The organism is Mucilaginibacter sp. (assembly GCF_025362475.1).
GTDB lineage: Bacteria > Bacteroidota > Bacteroidia > Sphingobacteriales > Sphingobacteriaceae > Mucilaginibacter.
The window spans coordinates 60,412-75,967 of record NZ_JANYGH010000079.1 but is presented as its reverse complement, the minus strand read 5'-3'; the positions used below and the strand labels follow the sequence as shown (position 1 = coordinate 75,967).

Genomic DNA, 15,556 nt, shown 5'->3' with positions numbered 1-15,556 from the left:
TACAATAAGTAAGCGTCCAATCGACAATTTAGTTTTCAACATTCACACATTTTAACAAATGTTAATTGCAAAGCCTTGATAATTAATGACAATCAATTAGCAGGCAATGAGCGGGTGATCAAAAAATTGCCTTAAAGATTTTTACCTTTGACAAAAGTAACAATTATGAGCCTCGATATTACAGATATTCTAAAACGTTTACATATAAACGATATTAATGAAGCTTTTAGTACCGGCAGTAACTGGGGCAGCAGTCCCGATGCAACTTTAAAAGATATTACATCGCCCGTTGATGGCCAAAAGATAGCCACGGTTAAATTTGCTACCGAAGCCGATTATAACCAGGTAATTGAGCAAGCCGCTAAAGCATTTAAAAGCTGGCGCCAAACTCCTGCGCCAAAACGTGGTGAGATAGTGCGCCAGATTGGGGAGGCTTTGCGTGCCAATAAGCAGGACCTGGGTACCCTGGTATCCTACGAGATGGGTAAAAGCCTGCAGGAAGGCCTTGGCGAAGTACAGGAAATGATTGATATCGCCGATTTTGCCGTGGGATTAAGCAGGCAGTTGTATGGCTTAACCATGCACTCCGAAAGGCCCGAACATCGCATGTATGAGCAATACCATCCACTGGGTATTGTGGGTATCATTTCGGCGTTTAACTTCCCGGTTGCGGTATGGAGCTGGAATGCCCTGCTGGCCTGGGTTTGCGGCGATGTTTGTATCTGGAAACCATCAGAAAAAACACCATTGACCGCCATAGCCTGCCAGCACATTGCGCAGGATGTTTTAAAAAGAAATGGCATTGAAGAAGGTGTATCAAACCTCATCATCGGCGATAGAAATATCGGTGAGTTAATGGCAAATGATACCCGCGTACCGCTTATATCAGCCACCGGATCAACCCGTATGGGTAAAGCTGTTAGCGCGGCTGTTGGCGCCCGCTTAGGCAAAAGTTTGCTTGAGCTTGGTGGGAATAATGCCATCATCATCAGCGAAAATGCCGACCTGGACATGTCACTTATAGGTGCTGTTTTTGGCGCCGTGGGTACCGCAGGCCAGCGCTGTACCAGTACACGAAGGCTTATTATACACGAAAGTGTTTACGAAGCTTTTAAACAAAAACTGGTGAGCGCTTACGGTCAAATCCGCATAGGTAATCCCCTGGATGAGCATAACCACATGGGGCCGTTGATTGATCATGATGCTGTTGCCCTGTACCTGGATTCTATAGAAAAATGTAAGGCCGAAGGTGGCAAATTTGTTGTTGAAGGCGGTAAGCTGGAAGGCGGCGCTTATGCATCTGGTTGTTATGTAAAGCCATGTATTGCTGAAGTGGAAAATCACTTTAAAATTGTACAGCACGAAACTTTTGCACCTATCCTCTACCTTATAAAATATACTACGCTTGAAGAGGCTATCGATTTGCAGAATGGTGTGCCGCAAGGTTTATCATCGGCCATTATGACGAATAATTTACGCGAGGCAGAACAATTTTTATCATACGCTGGTTCTGATTGTGGAATTGCCAACGTAAACATCGGTACATCGGGCGCAGAAATAGGCGGCGCTTTTGGCGGCGAAAAAGAAACCGGCGGTGGCCGCGAATCTGGTTCTGATGCATGGAAAGTTTACATGAGAAGACAAACCAATACTATTAACTATTCAAAAACGTTGCCTTTAGCCCAGGGGATCAAATTCGACCTCTAAAATTTTTATTACTAATACTTATACATGTTTAATTTTCGCTCTTTCATTACCTGTACTTTCTTATTAGCTGCTTTAACAATTGATCAACCGGTGTCGGCGCAGGTAATGCCCAGGCCAGAACCCGAACCGCCAAGGCACTGGCAATTAATGGACCTTAAAGACGATGGCTACTTTGGCATCAGTTTAAAACCGGCTTATCTTTTTGTAAAAGGTAAAAAAAGCAAAACGGTAGTTATAGCTACTATTGATAGCGGGGTGGATACCCTGCAAAAAGATCTGAAAAGCATCTTATGGATAAATACAAAGGAAATACCCGGCAACGGTATTGATGATGACCATAACGGTTATGTTGACGATATACATGGCTGGAATTTTTTAGGTGGTGCAGGCGGCAAAGCCGATTTTAATGAAACTACCGAAGAAGTACGTGAGTATAATAAGCTTAAAGGTAAATACGCTGCTTTGACTGAAGCTACAGCTACGGATAAAAAGGCATTTGCTTACTGGCAGCGAGTTAAAACCATTTATGATACTACTATAAATAAATCGCAGACGGAAACGGCACAGCTGCAGCCTATCATGAATGCTTTGATGGCAACAAGCGGGTATATCAAAAAGTCGCTTAATATAGGTGCCGGCGATACTTTTAAAGAAGCCGATCTTGTAAGGATTAAAACAACAAACGATACCTTAAGCCAAAGCAAATATGTTTGGGCTACCATATTTTCGCAGGAGGGTGGCAACAAAACAAATGCCGCTATCATTAAGGATTTAAGCGAATACCTGGAAAAGCTTAACAACAACTTATCGCCCGATCTGGAAGCACGCAAAAGGATAGTTGGCGATAATGTGGATAGCCTGGATCATAAACCCTATGGCAACAATCTTTTAAAATTTGCTGATGCATCCCATGGTACAGGAGTAGCCGGATTGATAGGCGCTGTGCGTGGGAATAATTACGGAATAAATGGAGTTGCAGATAATGTAAGGATCATGGCGCTTAAAGCGGTGCCTAACGGCGATGAGTATGATAAGGATGTTGCCAATGCCATACATTACGCGGTTGATAATGGCGCAAAGATTATTAATATGAGCTTTGGTAAAAAAATATCACCACATAAAGAATGGGTTGACGAGGCATTTAAGTATGCAGCTGCAAAAGATGTACTGCTGGTATTGGCTGCAGGGAATGATAACGATGATATGGACAAGGATCCGGATTATCCGAATGATCTGTTTTTGGATGGATCAACTACGGATGCTGATAACCTGATCAATGTGGGTGCTTCCGGCTCACGTTTGAATGATCACCTGGCCGGAGATTTTAGCAATTACGGCAAAAAGATGGTAGATGTTTTTGCACCTGGTGTAAAGGTAACCACCATTGATACTGATGCGGAATTTAATACCGAAGACGGAACCAGCTTTTCGGCGCCCATAACAAGCGGTATAGCTGGTTTAATATTGGAATATTACCCAACCCTGAGTGCGAAACAGTTAAAACAGGTTATCTTGGCTTCGGCCACGCCATTAACGGGTACCATGGTTTACAAACCCGGCTCAAAAACCGAAAAGGTTGATTTTACTACCCTATGCAAAACCGGCGGCATTGTAAATGCTTATAAAGCTTTACAAATAGCAGCCACTATGCAAGGGGAAAGAAAATAGATTTTTTTTGGGACTTTGGAGTGAGGAGCAAGGATTTTTAGATAAAAGACAAAGGACTTTCAGACAAAGGACGGAAGGACGTTTGGACTTTCAGACAAAAGACAGAAGGACAAAAGATAAGGAACTTTAAACAGTTTTTTATCTTTTGTCCTTTGTCTGAAAATCCTTCGTCCAAAAATCCTTGCTCTTTGCTCCGAAAATCCTTCGTCAAAAAAATTACTTTTTCTTATCGCCGCCAATAGGTTTTACAGCATCTTTTTTGCCTGATTGATAATCAGATGGGGCTTTTTTGCCTCCTTCTGCGGCTGGTTTCTTTTTTTCTTTTACGGCTTGTCTGTCCTTGCTCATGATCTTAATAGTTTTAGATTAGATGTTAATTTACCCTCAATTGCTGGTATTGCAATCTGGGTATTATTGTAATAGCGGATGAATTAACGGGCTTTATCTGTGGTGCCCGGTTGTAGAAAGAAAAATGGATTGCTTTAATTTTAAAAACGCCTATCTTTAGCGAATTATTACTGCAATTAATTAAAGGTAATTGTTTTAAACAATAAAAAGCGTTCGGGGCAATTTTAAATATCAAAAAACTGTATAAATGCTTAGCTTTGCAACGATTTTTGAGACACATATATAAAATATAGATACACTATACAACAATTCGCTAAAAAATGAAAAGCTTTATTCCAACAACATTTTATGCATTTTTAAATTATGTAGTAGCCCTGTTACTGATCTCTACACTGTGGACATTTGATACATTACATATTGGCGGCGCGGCTTTATTCCTGCCCCTGATCGTCGGATGGTTACAACTGATCATGGCTATTTTTGCAGATAACAAGCTGGGCTTTATTAAAGTGTTCCCGATGAGCATGCACAATGTAAATGATGTAATTATGGGTTCATTCCTGATGTGCTCTCCATGGGTTTATGACTTCAGCTCGAAATTATGGATACCTCAGGTTTTATTTGGTGGTTTGTTATTCATCATGGGTATTTTCACCGAGGGATCGCCTTTGCTTAAAAGACACCAGGAACCGCTTCAAGAAGGTGGGTTTACTTCAACAGATTCATTATAATCAGTTATATATTACAAAATAAAAGGGGCGCAAATTTTTGCGCCCCTTTTATTTTGTAATACTTTTTTTCAAATTTCCCCCAGGAATAAATCAACAGCACTATTGCGGGCGGGGTTTAAAAAACTTCGTTAAGTCCCAAAAAGAAGCCGCTTGAGCCATAACTGCCCCGGGCATAATCAAAGCACATGTTTGATCGGGTAAATTTATTGAACAACAACCTTAAGCCAAAACCGGCTCCCGGCTCCCAATGGCTAAACAGCTTAATATCCCGCTGGTTGTTTGCCGATTCGATATTTACAAATGTAACGCCACTTAATAACTTGTTGCCGGTTAATGGAAAACGGTACTCGGCCTCATTGTAAACAAAGGATGGGCCCTTAAACCGGCCGATAATAAAAGCGCGGCCAATACGGCCATAGGCATCACTTGCTGTGCCTGGTAATTCCAGGTAGGGTACCGATCCTTTAAGCAGGTAATTGGCCCAGTGCCAAAAAGCTAAAACATTTTCGGGATCGGTATCACTTAAACTCCAGTATTTCCTGAACTCCGCTTTTAATTGAACCGCGTTATGATTGCTGCCCAGCCAGCCTTGGTTGGTTCGTAAAATAACATCCGCATAAATGCCTTTGAATGCCCTGTTTGGCTGATCTCGGCTGTTGTATTGAAAGTTTATTAAAATGCCATTGGCATTATAATGGTCAGGAGAGTAGCCTTTATGCACACTGTACCTAAAGTTGTGCGTATCGGTTGCCGGGATGTTTGCCCGGTTATCATCAATATTATTGTAAAAGTTAAAACTAAGGCCGGCTCCAACATAAATATGATCTGTTATTTTACGGTAAATGCGTTCGTTTATTTTTAGGTAGGTATACCTTAAAGGGAATTCGTCGGGATTATCATTAAAATGCTGATCGCCCATATGGAAGGGGCCATCGCCAATACTACGGTATCCTGTGCCCAGGCCATTATCTTTGGCTATAGTTTTGCCTACCTGTAATGTACCTTGCAGGTTCCATATGTTTTTTGAAGTGAACGCATTGTGTTTTAGCTCCAATGTTGAAAGGCCGTTTGTTGAAATGTATGCACCGGCGTTCATTACTGATAGGATGGTATTGTGCCTGTCGCCAAAGTATTTGCCGGCAGCTGAGGTAGCCCCGACGGCAAAGCCCACGCTTGGGTTATAAGCAGCGGATGGCAGTATAGCCCAAAAAAAATTCTTTTCCTCGCGGCTGGTATCGGCAGTGGCTGGTTTTTTACTGCTGAAAATTGAATTTAAGAAGCCATTAGCGTCACTTTGCGTTTTTAATGAATCCTCCAGGCTTACCCTGGTTTGCGCAGAAAGCGGAATTGAGTTTAAAACAATAAAGCATACAGCAAGCGCAAACCTGCAAAAGGGTGACATCAATTTAGGGAATTAATAATAGTTCTTTGCTAATATATAGCTATCGGTTTAAAAAGTATAATATAAGCTGTGATAAATTATTGAATAATTACCCGTGAAATTTCCTTAAAAACTATTTGTTAATAACATAAATAGCTGTATCTTTGCAGTCCCGAAAATGCGGGGTATAATAAACGTTTAAACAATTTAATTTAAAGCAAGTGAATACGTTAAGTTACAAAACTGTCTCAGCCAACAAAAAAACCGTTAACAAACAATGGGTTGTTGTTGACGCACAAGGCGAGATTTTGGGGCGCTTGTCCACTAAGATCGCAATGATCATTCGTGGTAAAACCAAGCCAGATTTCACCCCGAACGTAGACTGCGGTGATAATGTAATAGTTATCAATGCAGACAAGGTAAAGTTGACCGGAAACAAATTGAGCGCAAAGCAATATGTTTCTTACACTGGTTATCCAGGTGGTCAGCGTTTCATTTCTCCTAAGGAGTTAATGGCAAAACATCCTGAACGCGTAATTGAAAAAGCCGTTCGTGGTATGTTACCTAAAAGTCGTTTGGGTAAAGCATTATTTGGTAACCTGCATGTATACGCAGGTGCAGAGCATCCTCATGCAGCACAAAATCCAACAACCATTTAACTTTTTAATTTTAAAGGAGAAAAGAAATGCCAACAACTAACACTTCAGGCAGAAGAAAAACAGCCGTTGCCCGCATCTACCTTTCAGAAGGAAATGGTGCGATCATCGTTAACGGTAAAGATTACAAAGAGTACTTCCCAACATTGCCATTACAGTACATCGTAACTCAGAGCACTGAGGTTTCTGGTAGCACCGGAAAATTTGATGTTAAAGTAAATGTTGCCGGTGGTGGTGTAAAAGGACAGGCAGAAGCCGTTCGTTTAGCTATCGCGAAAGCCATCGTTGAACTGGATCCTGAAAAGAAACCAGCATTACGCGCTAAAGGTATTATGACACGTGATGACCGTATGGTTGAGCGTAAGAAACCAGGTCGTAAGAAAGCACGTAAGAGATTCCAATTCAGTAAACGTTAATCACAGGAGGACAACACAATGGCAAGAACAACATATCAGGATTTACTGGATGCAGGTGTACACTTTGGTCACCTTACCCGCAAATGGGATCCGAAAATGTCACAGTACATTTTCATGGAGCGTAACGGTATCCACATTATAGATTTAAATAAAACCTTAACTAAGGTTGAAGAAGCTGCTGCAGCTATCAAACAAATTGTAAAATCAGGCCGTAAGGTATTATTCGTTGCTACAAAGAAACAAGCGAAAGATATCGTTGCTGACTATGCAAAAAGCGTAAACATGCCATACATCACCGAGCGTTGGTTGGGTGGTATGTTAACTAACTTTGCTACTGTACGTAAGTCAATCAAAAAGATGTCAAACATCGATAAATTGACTAAAGACGGTACTTACAGCAACCTTTCTAAAAAAGAAAGACTGATGATACAACGTGAGCGTATCAAATTAGAAACCCTTTTAGGTGGTATCTCTGATTTGAACCGTTTACCTGCAGCATTATTCCTTATCGACGTTAAGAAAGAACATATCGCAGTTTCAGAAGCTTTGAAGTTGAACATCCCTACATTTGCTATGGTTGATACCAACTCTGATCCTTCAAACATCGATTTCCCTATTCCTGCCAATGACGATGCTACAAAATCAATTTCATTGATCACCAGCATTATCATCAAAGCAATTGAAGAAGGTTTAGATGAACGCAAACGCGACAAAGAAGACGAAGCAGAAAAAGAAGCAGCTACCGCGAAAGCTAAAGCTGATGCTCCTGAAGTTAAAGACCGCAGCGAAAACGAAGGTGGTAAAAGAACAAGGAAAACTGCTGATGTTGTAGCTGACGCTGAAACTGAAGCTCCTGCTGCCGAAACAACAGAAGAGTAATCATAATTTGTGGGTTGTATGTTGTGTGCTGTAAGTTTTTATAGCTGCATTATACAACCCATATTTTTTAATAATAGAAATAGTTACAGGTTACAGTAGAGCTTTACTTTTGCTTGCAACTATCACTCATAACTTACAATAAAAAACTTAAAAACATGTCTACAGTACAAATATCTGCAGCCGACGTAAACAAACTGCGCCAACAAACAGGTGCCGGTATGATGGATTGCAAAAAAGCATTAACCGAAACTAACGGTGATTTTGAAGCAGCTATCGACTTTTTAAGAAAAAAAGGCGCTAAAGTTGCAGCAAGCCGTCAGGACAGAGAATCAAACGAAGGTGTTGTTATTTCACGCACATCTGCTGATGGTAAAACTGGTGTTATTATTGAACTTAACTGCGAAACTGATTTCGTGGCTAAAAACGCTGAGTTTGTTGCTTTCGCTAATGAAGTTGCTAACAAAGCTGTTGAAAACCAACCAAAAAGCATCGAAGAGCTTTACGCTATTTCTATCGATACAGAAAACACCACTACAACTATTGGTGAAGCTATTATCGATAAAACAGGTAAAATCGGCGAAAAAATTGGTGTATCTAAATTAGAGATCATTACTGGCGAAAAAGTTATCGCTTATGTACATGGTAACTTCCGTTTAGGCGTATTGGTTGCTTTAAACTCAAACCCAGAAGGTGCTGACGAAGCAGGTAAAGATGTTGCAATGCAAATTGCAGCTATGAACCCTATTGCTGTTGATAAAGATGGTGTTGATGCTTCTGTAATTGAGCGTGAGTTAGAGATTGCTAAAGATGTGATCCGTGCAGAAGGTAAACCGGAAGAAATGGTTGAAAAAATCTCTTTAGGTAAACTAAACAAGTTTTATAAAGATTCTACTTTGTTAAACCAGGAGTTTGTAAAAGACTCTTCAAAAAGCGTTGCTCAATTCCTGAGCACTGTTGAAAAAGGTTTAACAGTTACTGCCTTTAAGCGAGTAGCTTTAGGAGCTTAAATATTTAATCCCCCTCGTTTTAAAACGAGGGGGATTTTTTTTGCGATATTGTTTGATAATTCTCCTGTCATTGCGAGGAGGAACGACGAAGCAACCGCAAACTATACAGAGCGAAGACGCACAGTTCGCGATTGCCGCGCTGCGCTCGCAATGACATGTTGTTAAAACCCTTCAGGAATCATGGTAACAGCACTCTACAATCTCCAACTCATTTCAAACGGGCAAATTGCCCGGGGCAAAGCCGTTTTAATTTCTGGCAGGTCAATCATCGATGTTATTGATGATATAGCTATCCCCGCCGATGCTGAAAGAAAAGATCTTCATGGTTCATACCTTGCCCCCGGTTTTATCGACCTCCAAATTTATGGTAGCGGTGGAAAGCTTTTTGCCGGCACACCAACTGTTGATGCATTAGCGCGTTTAGAAACAGACTTGCTTAACCAGGGAACTACCGGCGTTTTTGCGACCATTGGCACCAATACCAATGATATTGTTGAAGCGGGTATCGATGCTGCTAAACTATACCGTAAAGAAGCCAAGGGTGCTTTTTGGGGCTTGCACCTGGAAGGGCCATATTTAAACCCGGCAAAAAAGGGCGCGCATCCGGAAAAGTATATTAAGAAGGCTTCCCTTGCCGAGGTTAAAGGCTGGGTAGAACGTGCCGAAGGCGAGATAAAAATGATCACCATAGCGCCCGAGCTGCAGGATCAGGAAGTGATTGATTATCTATATAGCCAGGGCATTATCATTTCTTCAGGCCATAGCAATGCTACGTATGCTGAAGGAAAGGCGTTTTTAAACAAACCAGTGCAGGCGGTAACGCATTTGTTTAATGCCATGCCGCAGATGCATCACCGCGAACCGGGTTATATTCCTGCCATTTTTGAAGAACGGCCATATACCAGCATTGTAGCCGACGGTATTCATGTTGATTTTGCGATGATCCGGTTGGCTAAGCGCGAACTTGGCGATAAGCTATATTTAATTACCGATGCCGTAACTTCAACTAAAGAGGGTACTTATCAACATGAATTAAGAGGCGACAGGTATACCATGCCCGATGGCACACTCTCTGGCTCATGCCTTACCATGTTGAAGGCTGTTGAAAATTGTGTAAAATGTGTGGGTATTGACCTTGCCGAAGCTGTTAACATGGCCTCGCTATACCCCGCTCAGCTGGCAAAACAACTTAAAAAGGGCAAAATAGAAAAAGGCTTTGATGCCGACCTGGTTATTTTTAATGCTGATTTTGAGGTGGAAGGCACCATTTTACAAGGTGATTTTTTAACAAAGACAACATAAAATTTTAACACTGATTTTTATTCTTTATTTTTGGCGAACTACGCACATATGAACAGAGCTATATCAATTCATGATATCCACAAAAGCAAGTTCCATCTATTTCTATTATTAACAAATCACACCAAATGAAGTACAAAAGAATTTTACTGAAACTTTCGGGCGAATCGCTGATGGGCACCAGGCAATATGGTATTGATAATGCCCAGGTTTTGCAATATGCACAGGACATAAAAAACGTTTATGACGCGGGGATCGAAATTGCAATCGTTGTTGGTGGCGGTAATATTTTCAGAGGGTTAAGCGCAGAAAAATCAGGTATGGAACGCGCTCAGGCCGACTATATGGGTATGCTTGCTACTGTGATCAATTGCATGGCCCTGCAAAATGCGCTGGAAAGCATTGGAGTTGAAACTCGCCTGCAATCGGCCATTAAAATGGAACAAATTTGTGAGCCATACATCCGCCGCCGTGCTATGCACCATTTAGAGGTGGGTAAAATAGTAATATTTGGCGCCGGTACCGGTAACCCGTATTTTACCACTGATACCGCTGCATCATTACGCGCTATTGAAATTAAGGCAGACGTTGTACTGAAAGGTACCCGTGTTGATGGTATCTACACAGCCGATCCTGAAAAAGATCCTTCGGCTACCCGTTATGACGAAATCTCTTTCCAGGAAGTATATGACAAAGGCTTAAATGTAATGGATATGACCGCCATAACGCTTTGCCAGGAAAACAAGCTGCCTATTATTGTATTTGATATGAACAAAGAAGGCAACTTTATGAAAATAGCCCTTGGCGAAGCCATAGGTACACTGGTAAGGTAAGAGGCATTTTCAATTATTTTATCATTCTGGCTGATAGAATTCGGAAAAACTCCGAAGGTGGAAATGACGTTTTAAAAGGCTTGTCATACAGAGAGGCTGTCTAAAAATAAACAAACCACGCGGCATACGTAGGAACAAAGATTCATGCTACGCGATAATTAATAAAGGCCGCCCGGATAGGGTGGCCTTTATCATTTATGGTTCCAAACAAGGTTCGTGAAATTCGCCTTCATTCGTGAAATTCGTGTTTACTTATCGCTCAGCATTATTGGATTTCCTCTGCCTCCGCCAATAATGATCACTTTGGCATTTGGCGAAGTAGCTATAGCCATTTGTGCCTTGATGGTTTCGTATTGTAACTGTTTGTCAGACAAGCCGGTTGAAAGAATTTTTTGATAGTCGGCGATACCTTGTGCTTCTACCCGCTTACGTTCTGCCTCTTGCTTTTCTTTCTGCAATACAAATTGCATTTTCTGAGCATCCTGCTCGGCGTTGATCTTTGATTCGATGCTTGCCCTTACAGATGCTGGCAGGGTGATATTGCGCACGAGAATTTGTTGAAGCTCCAACCCTCTTTTAGCAAAGTTTGCCGTTATGTAACGGTTTATTTTATCCTGGAATTCCTGCCTTTTGGTTGAATACAAGTCAACCGCCGCGTAATTTACCGCGTTGTCACGTATGGCAGTGCGTGACACCGGGCGAACAATTTTGCCGATATAATCTTCGCCGATGTTTTGCAAAATGTAGCCGGCCTTATCGGGCATTACTTTGTATAACACTGATAGATCGATGGTAACCTCTAACCCATCAGATGATAGTACCCGAATAGCATCATCACCTTCTTTTTGCCCCTCGCTGTTAACAGCGCTCATGGTGTAGGTTTGTGTCTGAATATCGAAAATTGTGATCTCAACAGCTGGGTTGATGACATGCAATCCGCTCTCTAAAACATTATCCTGTACCTTGCCAAAAAGGGTTTGTACCCCTACTTTACCCGGTTCAATAACCTTAAACATGGATAACAGCAGCCCTATGGCTACCATTGCTCCTCCAGCTATACTTACAATGTTACTGAAATGATTTGCGGGCTCAGGTGAGCGTTTGAGTACTATACCCACCACGAGTACAATAACTCCTAATATTGCTATAAACATGCAATGAAGTTACACCTTTTTCTGAGAGTTCTTTACGTCTTTTAACAGTCTTATTTTTAAGATTATAACAACAACTCCGGCAAATATAGCTACGCCTACAACCGGGTAGTTTTTAGCCAGAAAATATTGATATGCCACAAAGGCGCACAATACTACTCCTATGGTGTACAATACATTGAGCACTAATTTAAAGCCCATGGTTAATATACATTAAGTGTAGGGTCAATTTCTGCAGCCCAGGCTAAAATGCCGCCGCTTAAATTAGATAGATTGGTAAAGCCACGTTGTTCCAGCTGCATAATGGCGGCTGCACTGCGTTTACCACTGCGGCACATTACTACAACCGGTTTATCTTTACGGATCTTTTCGGCTTCAATTAAAATGCCACCAAGGGGTATTAACTGGCCGCCCAAATTTGATGTTTCATATTCAAAATCTTCCCTGACGTCAATCAGTTGAAAATCCTCACCTTTGTCAATTTTCTCTTTTAGTTCCTGTACGGTTATCTCGTTCATGATTAATAAAATTATAACCCAAAGGTAGCTTTTTTTCTATTGCAAATAATTATGCTCAAATTTTGTAACAATCAATACCTAAGAGCGTTTATTATATGGTTTGCTGTATAAAGCGCTATTTTTAGCACCAAAAAGGCAGTGGATTGGTAATGTGCGATTAATAATTTTACATAAATATTAACCGGCATTAAATTTAAACAGATCATATAGATGAAAAAAGTTACCCGCTTTTTCTGGTTTTGTTCAGGAGCACATATAGATACCCTAAAAAAATACCCCATCGAGCATAATAAGTATGTGGGTATTGGAGCTACCATATTTTTTACGGCGCTGTTTGCCTCCCTGTCTGGTGGTTATGCCATGTACTTTGTTTTTAATGGCGATGCCTTTGCCGTAGGGTTTGCCATTTTATTTGGATTACTATGGGGAACAGCCATTTTTAACATGGACCGTTATATAGTATCCAGCATTAATAAAGAGGGTACAACCAATCAGCAGATATTGCAGGCTTCTCCGCGTATTTTATTGGCCATAATGATCGGTATAGTGATATCCCGCCCCCTGGAGTTGAAAATCTTTGATAAGGAGATCCGTCAGAAATTAAAAACGTCCTATCTGAAAGGGCAGCACCGTAAAATTGATACGCTCGAAAAAACATACAATCAAAAGTATGCAATGGAGATGGGTAAGAACAATGATCTGAAGAAAGAAAAAGACTCCCTGGAAAAAGATATCAACCGTTCCCGTTTTCTGCTTAACCAGGAAGTATTTGGTGATAAAACCAATCAAACGTCGGGCATTACTGGTTACGGGACCTATGCCAAACAAAAACAAAGTGTATTGGAGGAAAAAGAAAACCGGCTAAAAACGGTAACGGATAACCTGGGGCAAATGGATCAATACCTGAGCAAGCGAAAGGACTATGAGGGCCTCAACAGCACCAGGTTGTTTACCGATCATCAACTGGATAGCCTATCCAATGTAGCGGGCTTTGCAGATCGTAACTGGGCGCTTGGGCAGTTATCCTTCAACGAAAACGGCACCCGCGACCTGGATACTTATATGGCCATATCTTTTATAGGTTACCTGTTTATTTTATTTGAGTGTTTGCCTGTGTTTGTAAAGCTCATGTCGCCTAAAGGTCCATATGATACCGCTATAGCCAAAACTGCCGAAGCTAATCTATATATGGCCGAAAAGGAAAAGAACAGGGACATTACTGTTACTGACGATACCTACGAGCATAATTTGGGTATTGATGTGGAGCGGCGTAAAAAGATCATCACATCACAATCCGATTATGATTTTGAGCGGCATACTTATGATTGATGAAATCTGATATTACTGTTTCATTATCAGGTGTTTCCCAAGAAATAAACCCAAATTTCTACAGATTGGTAATTTATACTTGTGTAAAGTAAATTATCGTGAAAAAGAAATTGGCATCATTAATGGTACTAAACATTGCATCCGGCGTTGTTATGTCGCAGGATTTAAAACCCCGGGATGTGCCTGCTATAGTTAAAGCTGCATTGGTTTCTAAATATCCTGCATCGGCCAAAGTAAGCTGGGAAAAAGAAAAGGGTAATTACGAGGCCAATTGGGGCGGTAAATATGGCGAGGATAATTCGGTTTTATTCACACCTGCCGGTACTTTTATTGAGATTGTTAATTCAATTAAAATAAGCGATCTGCCAAAAAATATAGCTCCTTATGTAGAAACCCATTATAAAGGGTCGAAAATAAAAGAAGCCGGAAAAGTTACTGATGCTGCAGGTAAAACTTTTTATGAGGCAGAAATAAAAGGCGGCGACCTTATTTTTGATGATAAAGGAAACTTTGTTAAAAAAGATTAATAGGCAGATTAATTTAAGGCAATATGGACAGATACAAAAAACTGATTCTTTAATGACAGAAAGAAAAGTTTCTATAAAACTAAAAAGTGTAAATCCAGTTCTTAGTTAATCTCGTTTATTGATAATAATAAATAAACTAATTTGATGAAAGATACGCTGAACTATAAGATCAAGGCAATTGCTGTTAATATAAGACACACGCGCGAGCAGTTAAACTACACGCAGGAGTATCTTGCCGCTAAATTGAATATATCGCAAAATGCATATAGTAAAATTGAGCTGGGCTATACCAAAATAACCGTTGAAAGACTATTCCAGGTGGCCGCCATATTAGATGTAGATATTTACTCCCTGATAGACACAGAAAGATTGTCGCTTGTTAATAATTTATAAATTATCCGTTGTTTCATCGTGGGCAATAATATCTTTGCACCCGTTATGGAGACAGCCAATCTGATTGATAATACGGTACAATTTGTACGCGATACCCTTAAAAATGCCGAAGGTGGCCACGACTGGTGGCACATACACCGGGTATGGACCAATGCCAAACTAATTGCACAAACCGAAAAAGCCAACTTGCTTATCGTTGAGCTTGCAGCCCTGCTTCATGATATTGCCGATAGTAAATTCCATAATGGGGATGAAGAAATTGGCCCGCTTACAGCCGGCAATTATTTGCAGAGCGTAAAGGTTGATGCAGATGTTATTGTACATGTGCAACAGATCATCAGGCATATGTCGTTTAAGTCAAGCTTTGATAAGCCATCCTTCCACTCTCCGGAATTAGCTATAGTACAAGATGCCGACAGGCTTGATGCCATTGGCGCTATAGGCATAGCCAGGGCCTTTACTTATGGCGGCTTTAAAGGTCGTGAAATTTATAACCCCGAAATTGAGCCCAATTTAAATATGAGCAAAGAGGAGTATAAAAACTCCCCTGCGCCTTCAATCAATCACTTTTACGAAAAACTATTATTACTGAAAGATAAGATGAACACCGCCACCGGCCGTAAGCTGGCCCAACAGCGTCATCAATTTATGGAGGCTTATTTGCAGCAATTCTACCTGGAATGCAAACCATAGATTAAAAAAAACGTTTCAGC

18 protein-coding genes are annotated in these 15,556 nt (G+C 40.9%); 13 read left to right on the top strand and 5 right to left on the bottom strand.

The window, feature by feature from the left end:
- Positions 1–165 precede the first annotated feature (165 nt).
- Both Q0R88_RS26825 and Q0R88_RS26820 read left to right on the top strand, forming a co-directional pair.
- Positions 166–1,707, top strand: coding sequence for an aldehyde dehydrogenase family protein (locus tag Q0R88_RS26825; protein ID WP_295721970.1), 1,542 nt, complete (start codon positions 166–168; stop codon positions 1,705–1,707).
- A 24-nt stretch (positions 1,708–1,731) separates the two neighbouring features.
- Positions 1,732–3,375: a S8 family serine peptidase gene (locus tag Q0R88_RS26820; protein WP_295721853.1), complete on the top strand. Its 1,644-nt coding sequence runs from the start codon at positions 1,732–1,734 to the stop codon at positions 3,373–3,375.
- A 216-nt stretch (positions 3,376–3,591) separates the two neighbouring features.
- Here Q0R88_RS26820 and Q0R88_RS26815 read toward each other — a convergent pair whose 3' ends face one another.
- On the bottom strand, positions 3,592–3,723 hold the full coding sequence (locus Q0R88_RS26815) for a hypothetical protein (RefSeq protein WP_262492947.1): 132 nt from the start codon (positions 3,721–3,723) through the stop codon (positions 3,592–3,594).
- A 320-nt stretch (positions 3,724–4,043) separates the two neighbouring features.
- On the opposite strand from Q0R88_RS26815, the gene Q0R88_RS26810 reads away from it, so the two are divergent.
- Positions 4,044–4,454, top strand: a complete 411-nt coding sequence (locus Q0R88_RS26810; protein WP_295721847.1) for a hypothetical protein — start codon at positions 4,044–4,046, stop codon at positions 4,452–4,454.
- A gap of 115 nt (positions 4,455–4,569) precedes the next feature.
- On the opposite strand, the gene Q0R88_RS26805 is transcribed toward Q0R88_RS26810, so the two are convergent.
- The gene (locus Q0R88_RS26805; RefSeq protein ID WP_295721845.1) at positions 4,570–5,856 is read right to left on the bottom strand and encodes a BamA/TamA family outer membrane protein; all 1,287 of its coding nucleotides are present in this window, start codon (positions 5,854–5,856) and stop codon (positions 4,570–4,572) included.
- Positions 5,857–6,056: 200 nt separating this feature from the next.
- Here Q0R88_RS26805 and rplM point away from each other — a divergent pair, with 200 nt between their 5' ends.
- From rplM to pyrH, 6 genes are all read left to right on the top strand, one after another.
- Positions 6,057–6,494: a 50S ribosomal protein L13 gene (gene rplM / locus Q0R88_RS26800; protein ID WP_295721842.1), complete on the top strand. Its 438-nt coding sequence runs from the start codon at positions 6,057–6,059 to the stop codon at positions 6,492–6,494.
- A gap of 26 nt (positions 6,495–6,520) precedes the next feature.
- Positions 6,521–6,907 (top strand): 30S ribosomal protein S9, encoded by a 387-nt coding sequence (rpsI, locus tag Q0R88_RS26795; protein ID WP_090638861.1) that lies wholly within the window; start codon positions 6,521–6,523, stop codon positions 6,905–6,907.
- Positions 6,908–6,925: 18 nt separating this feature from the next.
- The gene (gene rpsB / locus Q0R88_RS26790; protein WP_295721839.1) at positions 6,926–7,786 is read left to right on the top strand and encodes a 30S ribosomal protein S2; all 861 of its coding nucleotides are present in this window, start codon (positions 6,926–6,928) and stop codon (positions 7,784–7,786) included.
- Between the two features lie 155 nt (positions 7,787–7,941).
- The gene (gene tsf, locus Q0R88_RS26785; protein WP_295721837.1) at positions 7,942–8,793 is read left to right on the top strand and encodes a translation elongation factor Ts; all 852 of its coding nucleotides are present in this window, start codon (positions 7,942–7,944) and stop codon (positions 8,791–8,793) included.
- A 180-nt stretch (positions 8,794–8,973) separates the two neighbouring features.
- A complete protein-coding gene (nagA, locus tag Q0R88_RS26780) occupies positions 8,974–10,095 on the top strand; it encodes an N-acetylglucosamine-6-phosphate deacetylase (protein ID WP_295721835.1) in 1,122 nt (373 codons plus the stop codon).
- 125 nt (positions 10,096–10,220) lie between these two features.
- On the top strand, positions 10,221–10,925 hold the full coding sequence (gene pyrH / locus Q0R88_RS26775) for a UMP kinase (protein ID WP_295721833.1): 705 nt from the start codon (positions 10,221–10,223) through the stop codon (positions 10,923–10,925).
- Positions 10,926–11,173: 248 nt separating this feature from the next.
- On the opposite strand, the gene Q0R88_RS26770 is transcribed toward pyrH, so the two are convergent.
- Genes Q0R88_RS26770 through Q0R88_RS26760 form a run of 3 tightly spaced genes read right to left on the bottom strand, consistent with a single transcriptional unit; the run spans position 11,174 to position 12,594 of the window.
- A complete protein-coding gene (locus tag Q0R88_RS26770; RefSeq protein ID WP_295721831.1) occupies positions 11,174–12,079 on the bottom strand; it encodes a prohibitin family protein in 906 nt (301 codons plus the stop codon).
- A 9-nt stretch (positions 12,080–12,088) separates the two neighbouring features.
- Positions 12,089–12,277: a DUF6358 family protein gene (locus tag Q0R88_RS26765; RefSeq protein WP_295721829.1), complete on the bottom strand. Its 189-nt coding sequence runs from the start codon at positions 12,275–12,277 to the stop codon at positions 12,089–12,091.
- Positions 12,278–12,279: 2 nt separating this feature from the next.
- Positions 12,280–12,594 (bottom strand): rhodanese-like domain-containing protein, encoded by a 315-nt coding sequence (locus Q0R88_RS26760; RefSeq protein ID WP_295721827.1) that lies wholly within the window; start codon positions 12,592–12,594, stop codon positions 12,280–12,282.
- Positions 12,595–12,804: 210 nt separating this feature from the next.
- Between Q0R88_RS26760 and Q0R88_RS26755 the strand changes: the two genes are divergently transcribed.
- The 4 genes from Q0R88_RS26755 to Q0R88_RS26740 all read left to right on the top strand — a co-directional run bounded on the left by Q0R88_RS26755 (position 12,805) and on the right by Q0R88_RS26740 (position 15,536).
- Positions 12,805–13,923, top strand: coding sequence for a DUF4407 domain-containing protein (locus tag Q0R88_RS26755; RefSeq protein WP_295721825.1), 1,119 nt, complete (start codon positions 12,805–12,807; stop codon positions 13,921–13,923).
- 98 nt (positions 13,924–14,021) lie between these two features.
- Entirely contained in the window at positions 14,022–14,450 is a 429-nt protein-coding gene (locus Q0R88_RS26750) for a hypothetical protein (protein WP_295721824.1), read from the top strand.
- Positions 14,451–14,594: 144 nt separating this feature from the next.
- On the top strand, positions 14,595–14,843 hold the full coding sequence (locus tag Q0R88_RS26745) for a helix-turn-helix transcriptional regulator (protein WP_295721822.1): 249 nt from the start codon (positions 14,595–14,597) through the stop codon (positions 14,841–14,843).
- A 45-nt stretch (positions 14,844–14,888) separates the two neighbouring features.
- Complete coding sequence (locus Q0R88_RS26740; RefSeq protein WP_295721819.1) at positions 14,889–15,536, top strand: HD domain-containing protein; 648 nt, start codon at positions 14,889–14,891, stop codon at positions 15,534–15,536.
- Positions 15,537–15,556 lie beyond the last annotated feature (20 nt).

Bases quoted from the DNA above. Each gene is read 5' to 3' on its own strand.
- Q0R88_RS26825 (WP_295721970.1), top strand. From the start codon at position 166: ATGAGCCTCGATATTACAGATATTCTAAAACGTTTACATATAAACGAT.
- Q0R88_RS26820 (WP_295721853.1), top strand. From the start codon at position 1,732: ATGTTTAATTTTCGCTCTTTCATTACCTGTACTTTCTTATTAGCTGCT.
- Q0R88_RS26815 (WP_262492947.1), bottom strand. From the start codon at position 3,723: ATGAGCAAGGACAGACAAGCCGTAAAAGAAAAAAAGAAACCAGCCGCA.
- Q0R88_RS26810 (WP_295721847.1), top strand. From the start codon at position 4,044: ATGAAAAGCTTTATTCCAACAACATTTTATGCATTTTTAAATTATGTA.
- Q0R88_RS26805 (WP_295721845.1), bottom strand. From the start codon at position 5,856: ATGTCACCCTTTTGCAGGTTTGCGCTTGCTGTATGCTTTATTGTTTTA.
- rpsI (WP_090638861.1), top strand. From the start codon at position 6,521: ATGCCAACAACTAACACTTCAGGCAGAAGAAAAACAGCCGTTGCCCGC.
- rpsB (WP_295721839.1), top strand. From the start codon at position 6,926: ATGGCAAGAACAACATATCAGGATTTACTGGATGCAGGTGTACACTTT.
- tsf (WP_295721837.1), top strand. From the start codon at position 7,942: ATGTCTACAGTACAAATATCTGCAGCCGACGTAAACAAACTGCGCCAA.
- nagA (WP_295721835.1), top strand. From the start codon at position 8,974: ATGGTAACAGCACTCTACAATCTCCAACTCATTTCAAACGGGCAAATT.
- pyrH (WP_295721833.1), top strand. From the start codon at position 10,221: ATGAAGTACAAAAGAATTTTACTGAAACTTTCGGGCGAATCGCTGATG.
- Q0R88_RS26770 (WP_295721831.1), bottom strand. From the start codon at position 12,079: ATGTTTATAGCAATATTAGGAGTTATTGTACTCGTGGTGGGTATAGTA.
- Q0R88_RS26765 (WP_295721829.1), bottom strand. From the start codon at position 12,277: ATGGGCTTTAAATTAGTGCTCAATGTATTGTACACCATAGGAGTAGTA.
- Q0R88_RS26760 (WP_295721827.1), bottom strand. From the start codon at position 12,594: ATGAACGAGATAACCGTACAGGAACTAAAAGAGAAAATTGACAAAGGT.
- Q0R88_RS26755 (WP_295721825.1), top strand. From the start codon at position 12,805: ATGAAAAAAGTTACCCGCTTTTTCTGGTTTTGTTCAGGAGCACATATA.
- Q0R88_RS26745 (WP_295721822.1), top strand. From the start codon at position 14,595: ATGAAAGATACGCTGAACTATAAGATCAAGGCAATTGCTGTTAATATA.
- Q0R88_RS26740 (WP_295721819.1), top strand. From the start codon at position 14,889: ATGGAGACAGCCAATCTGATTGATAATACGGTACAATTTGTACGCGAT.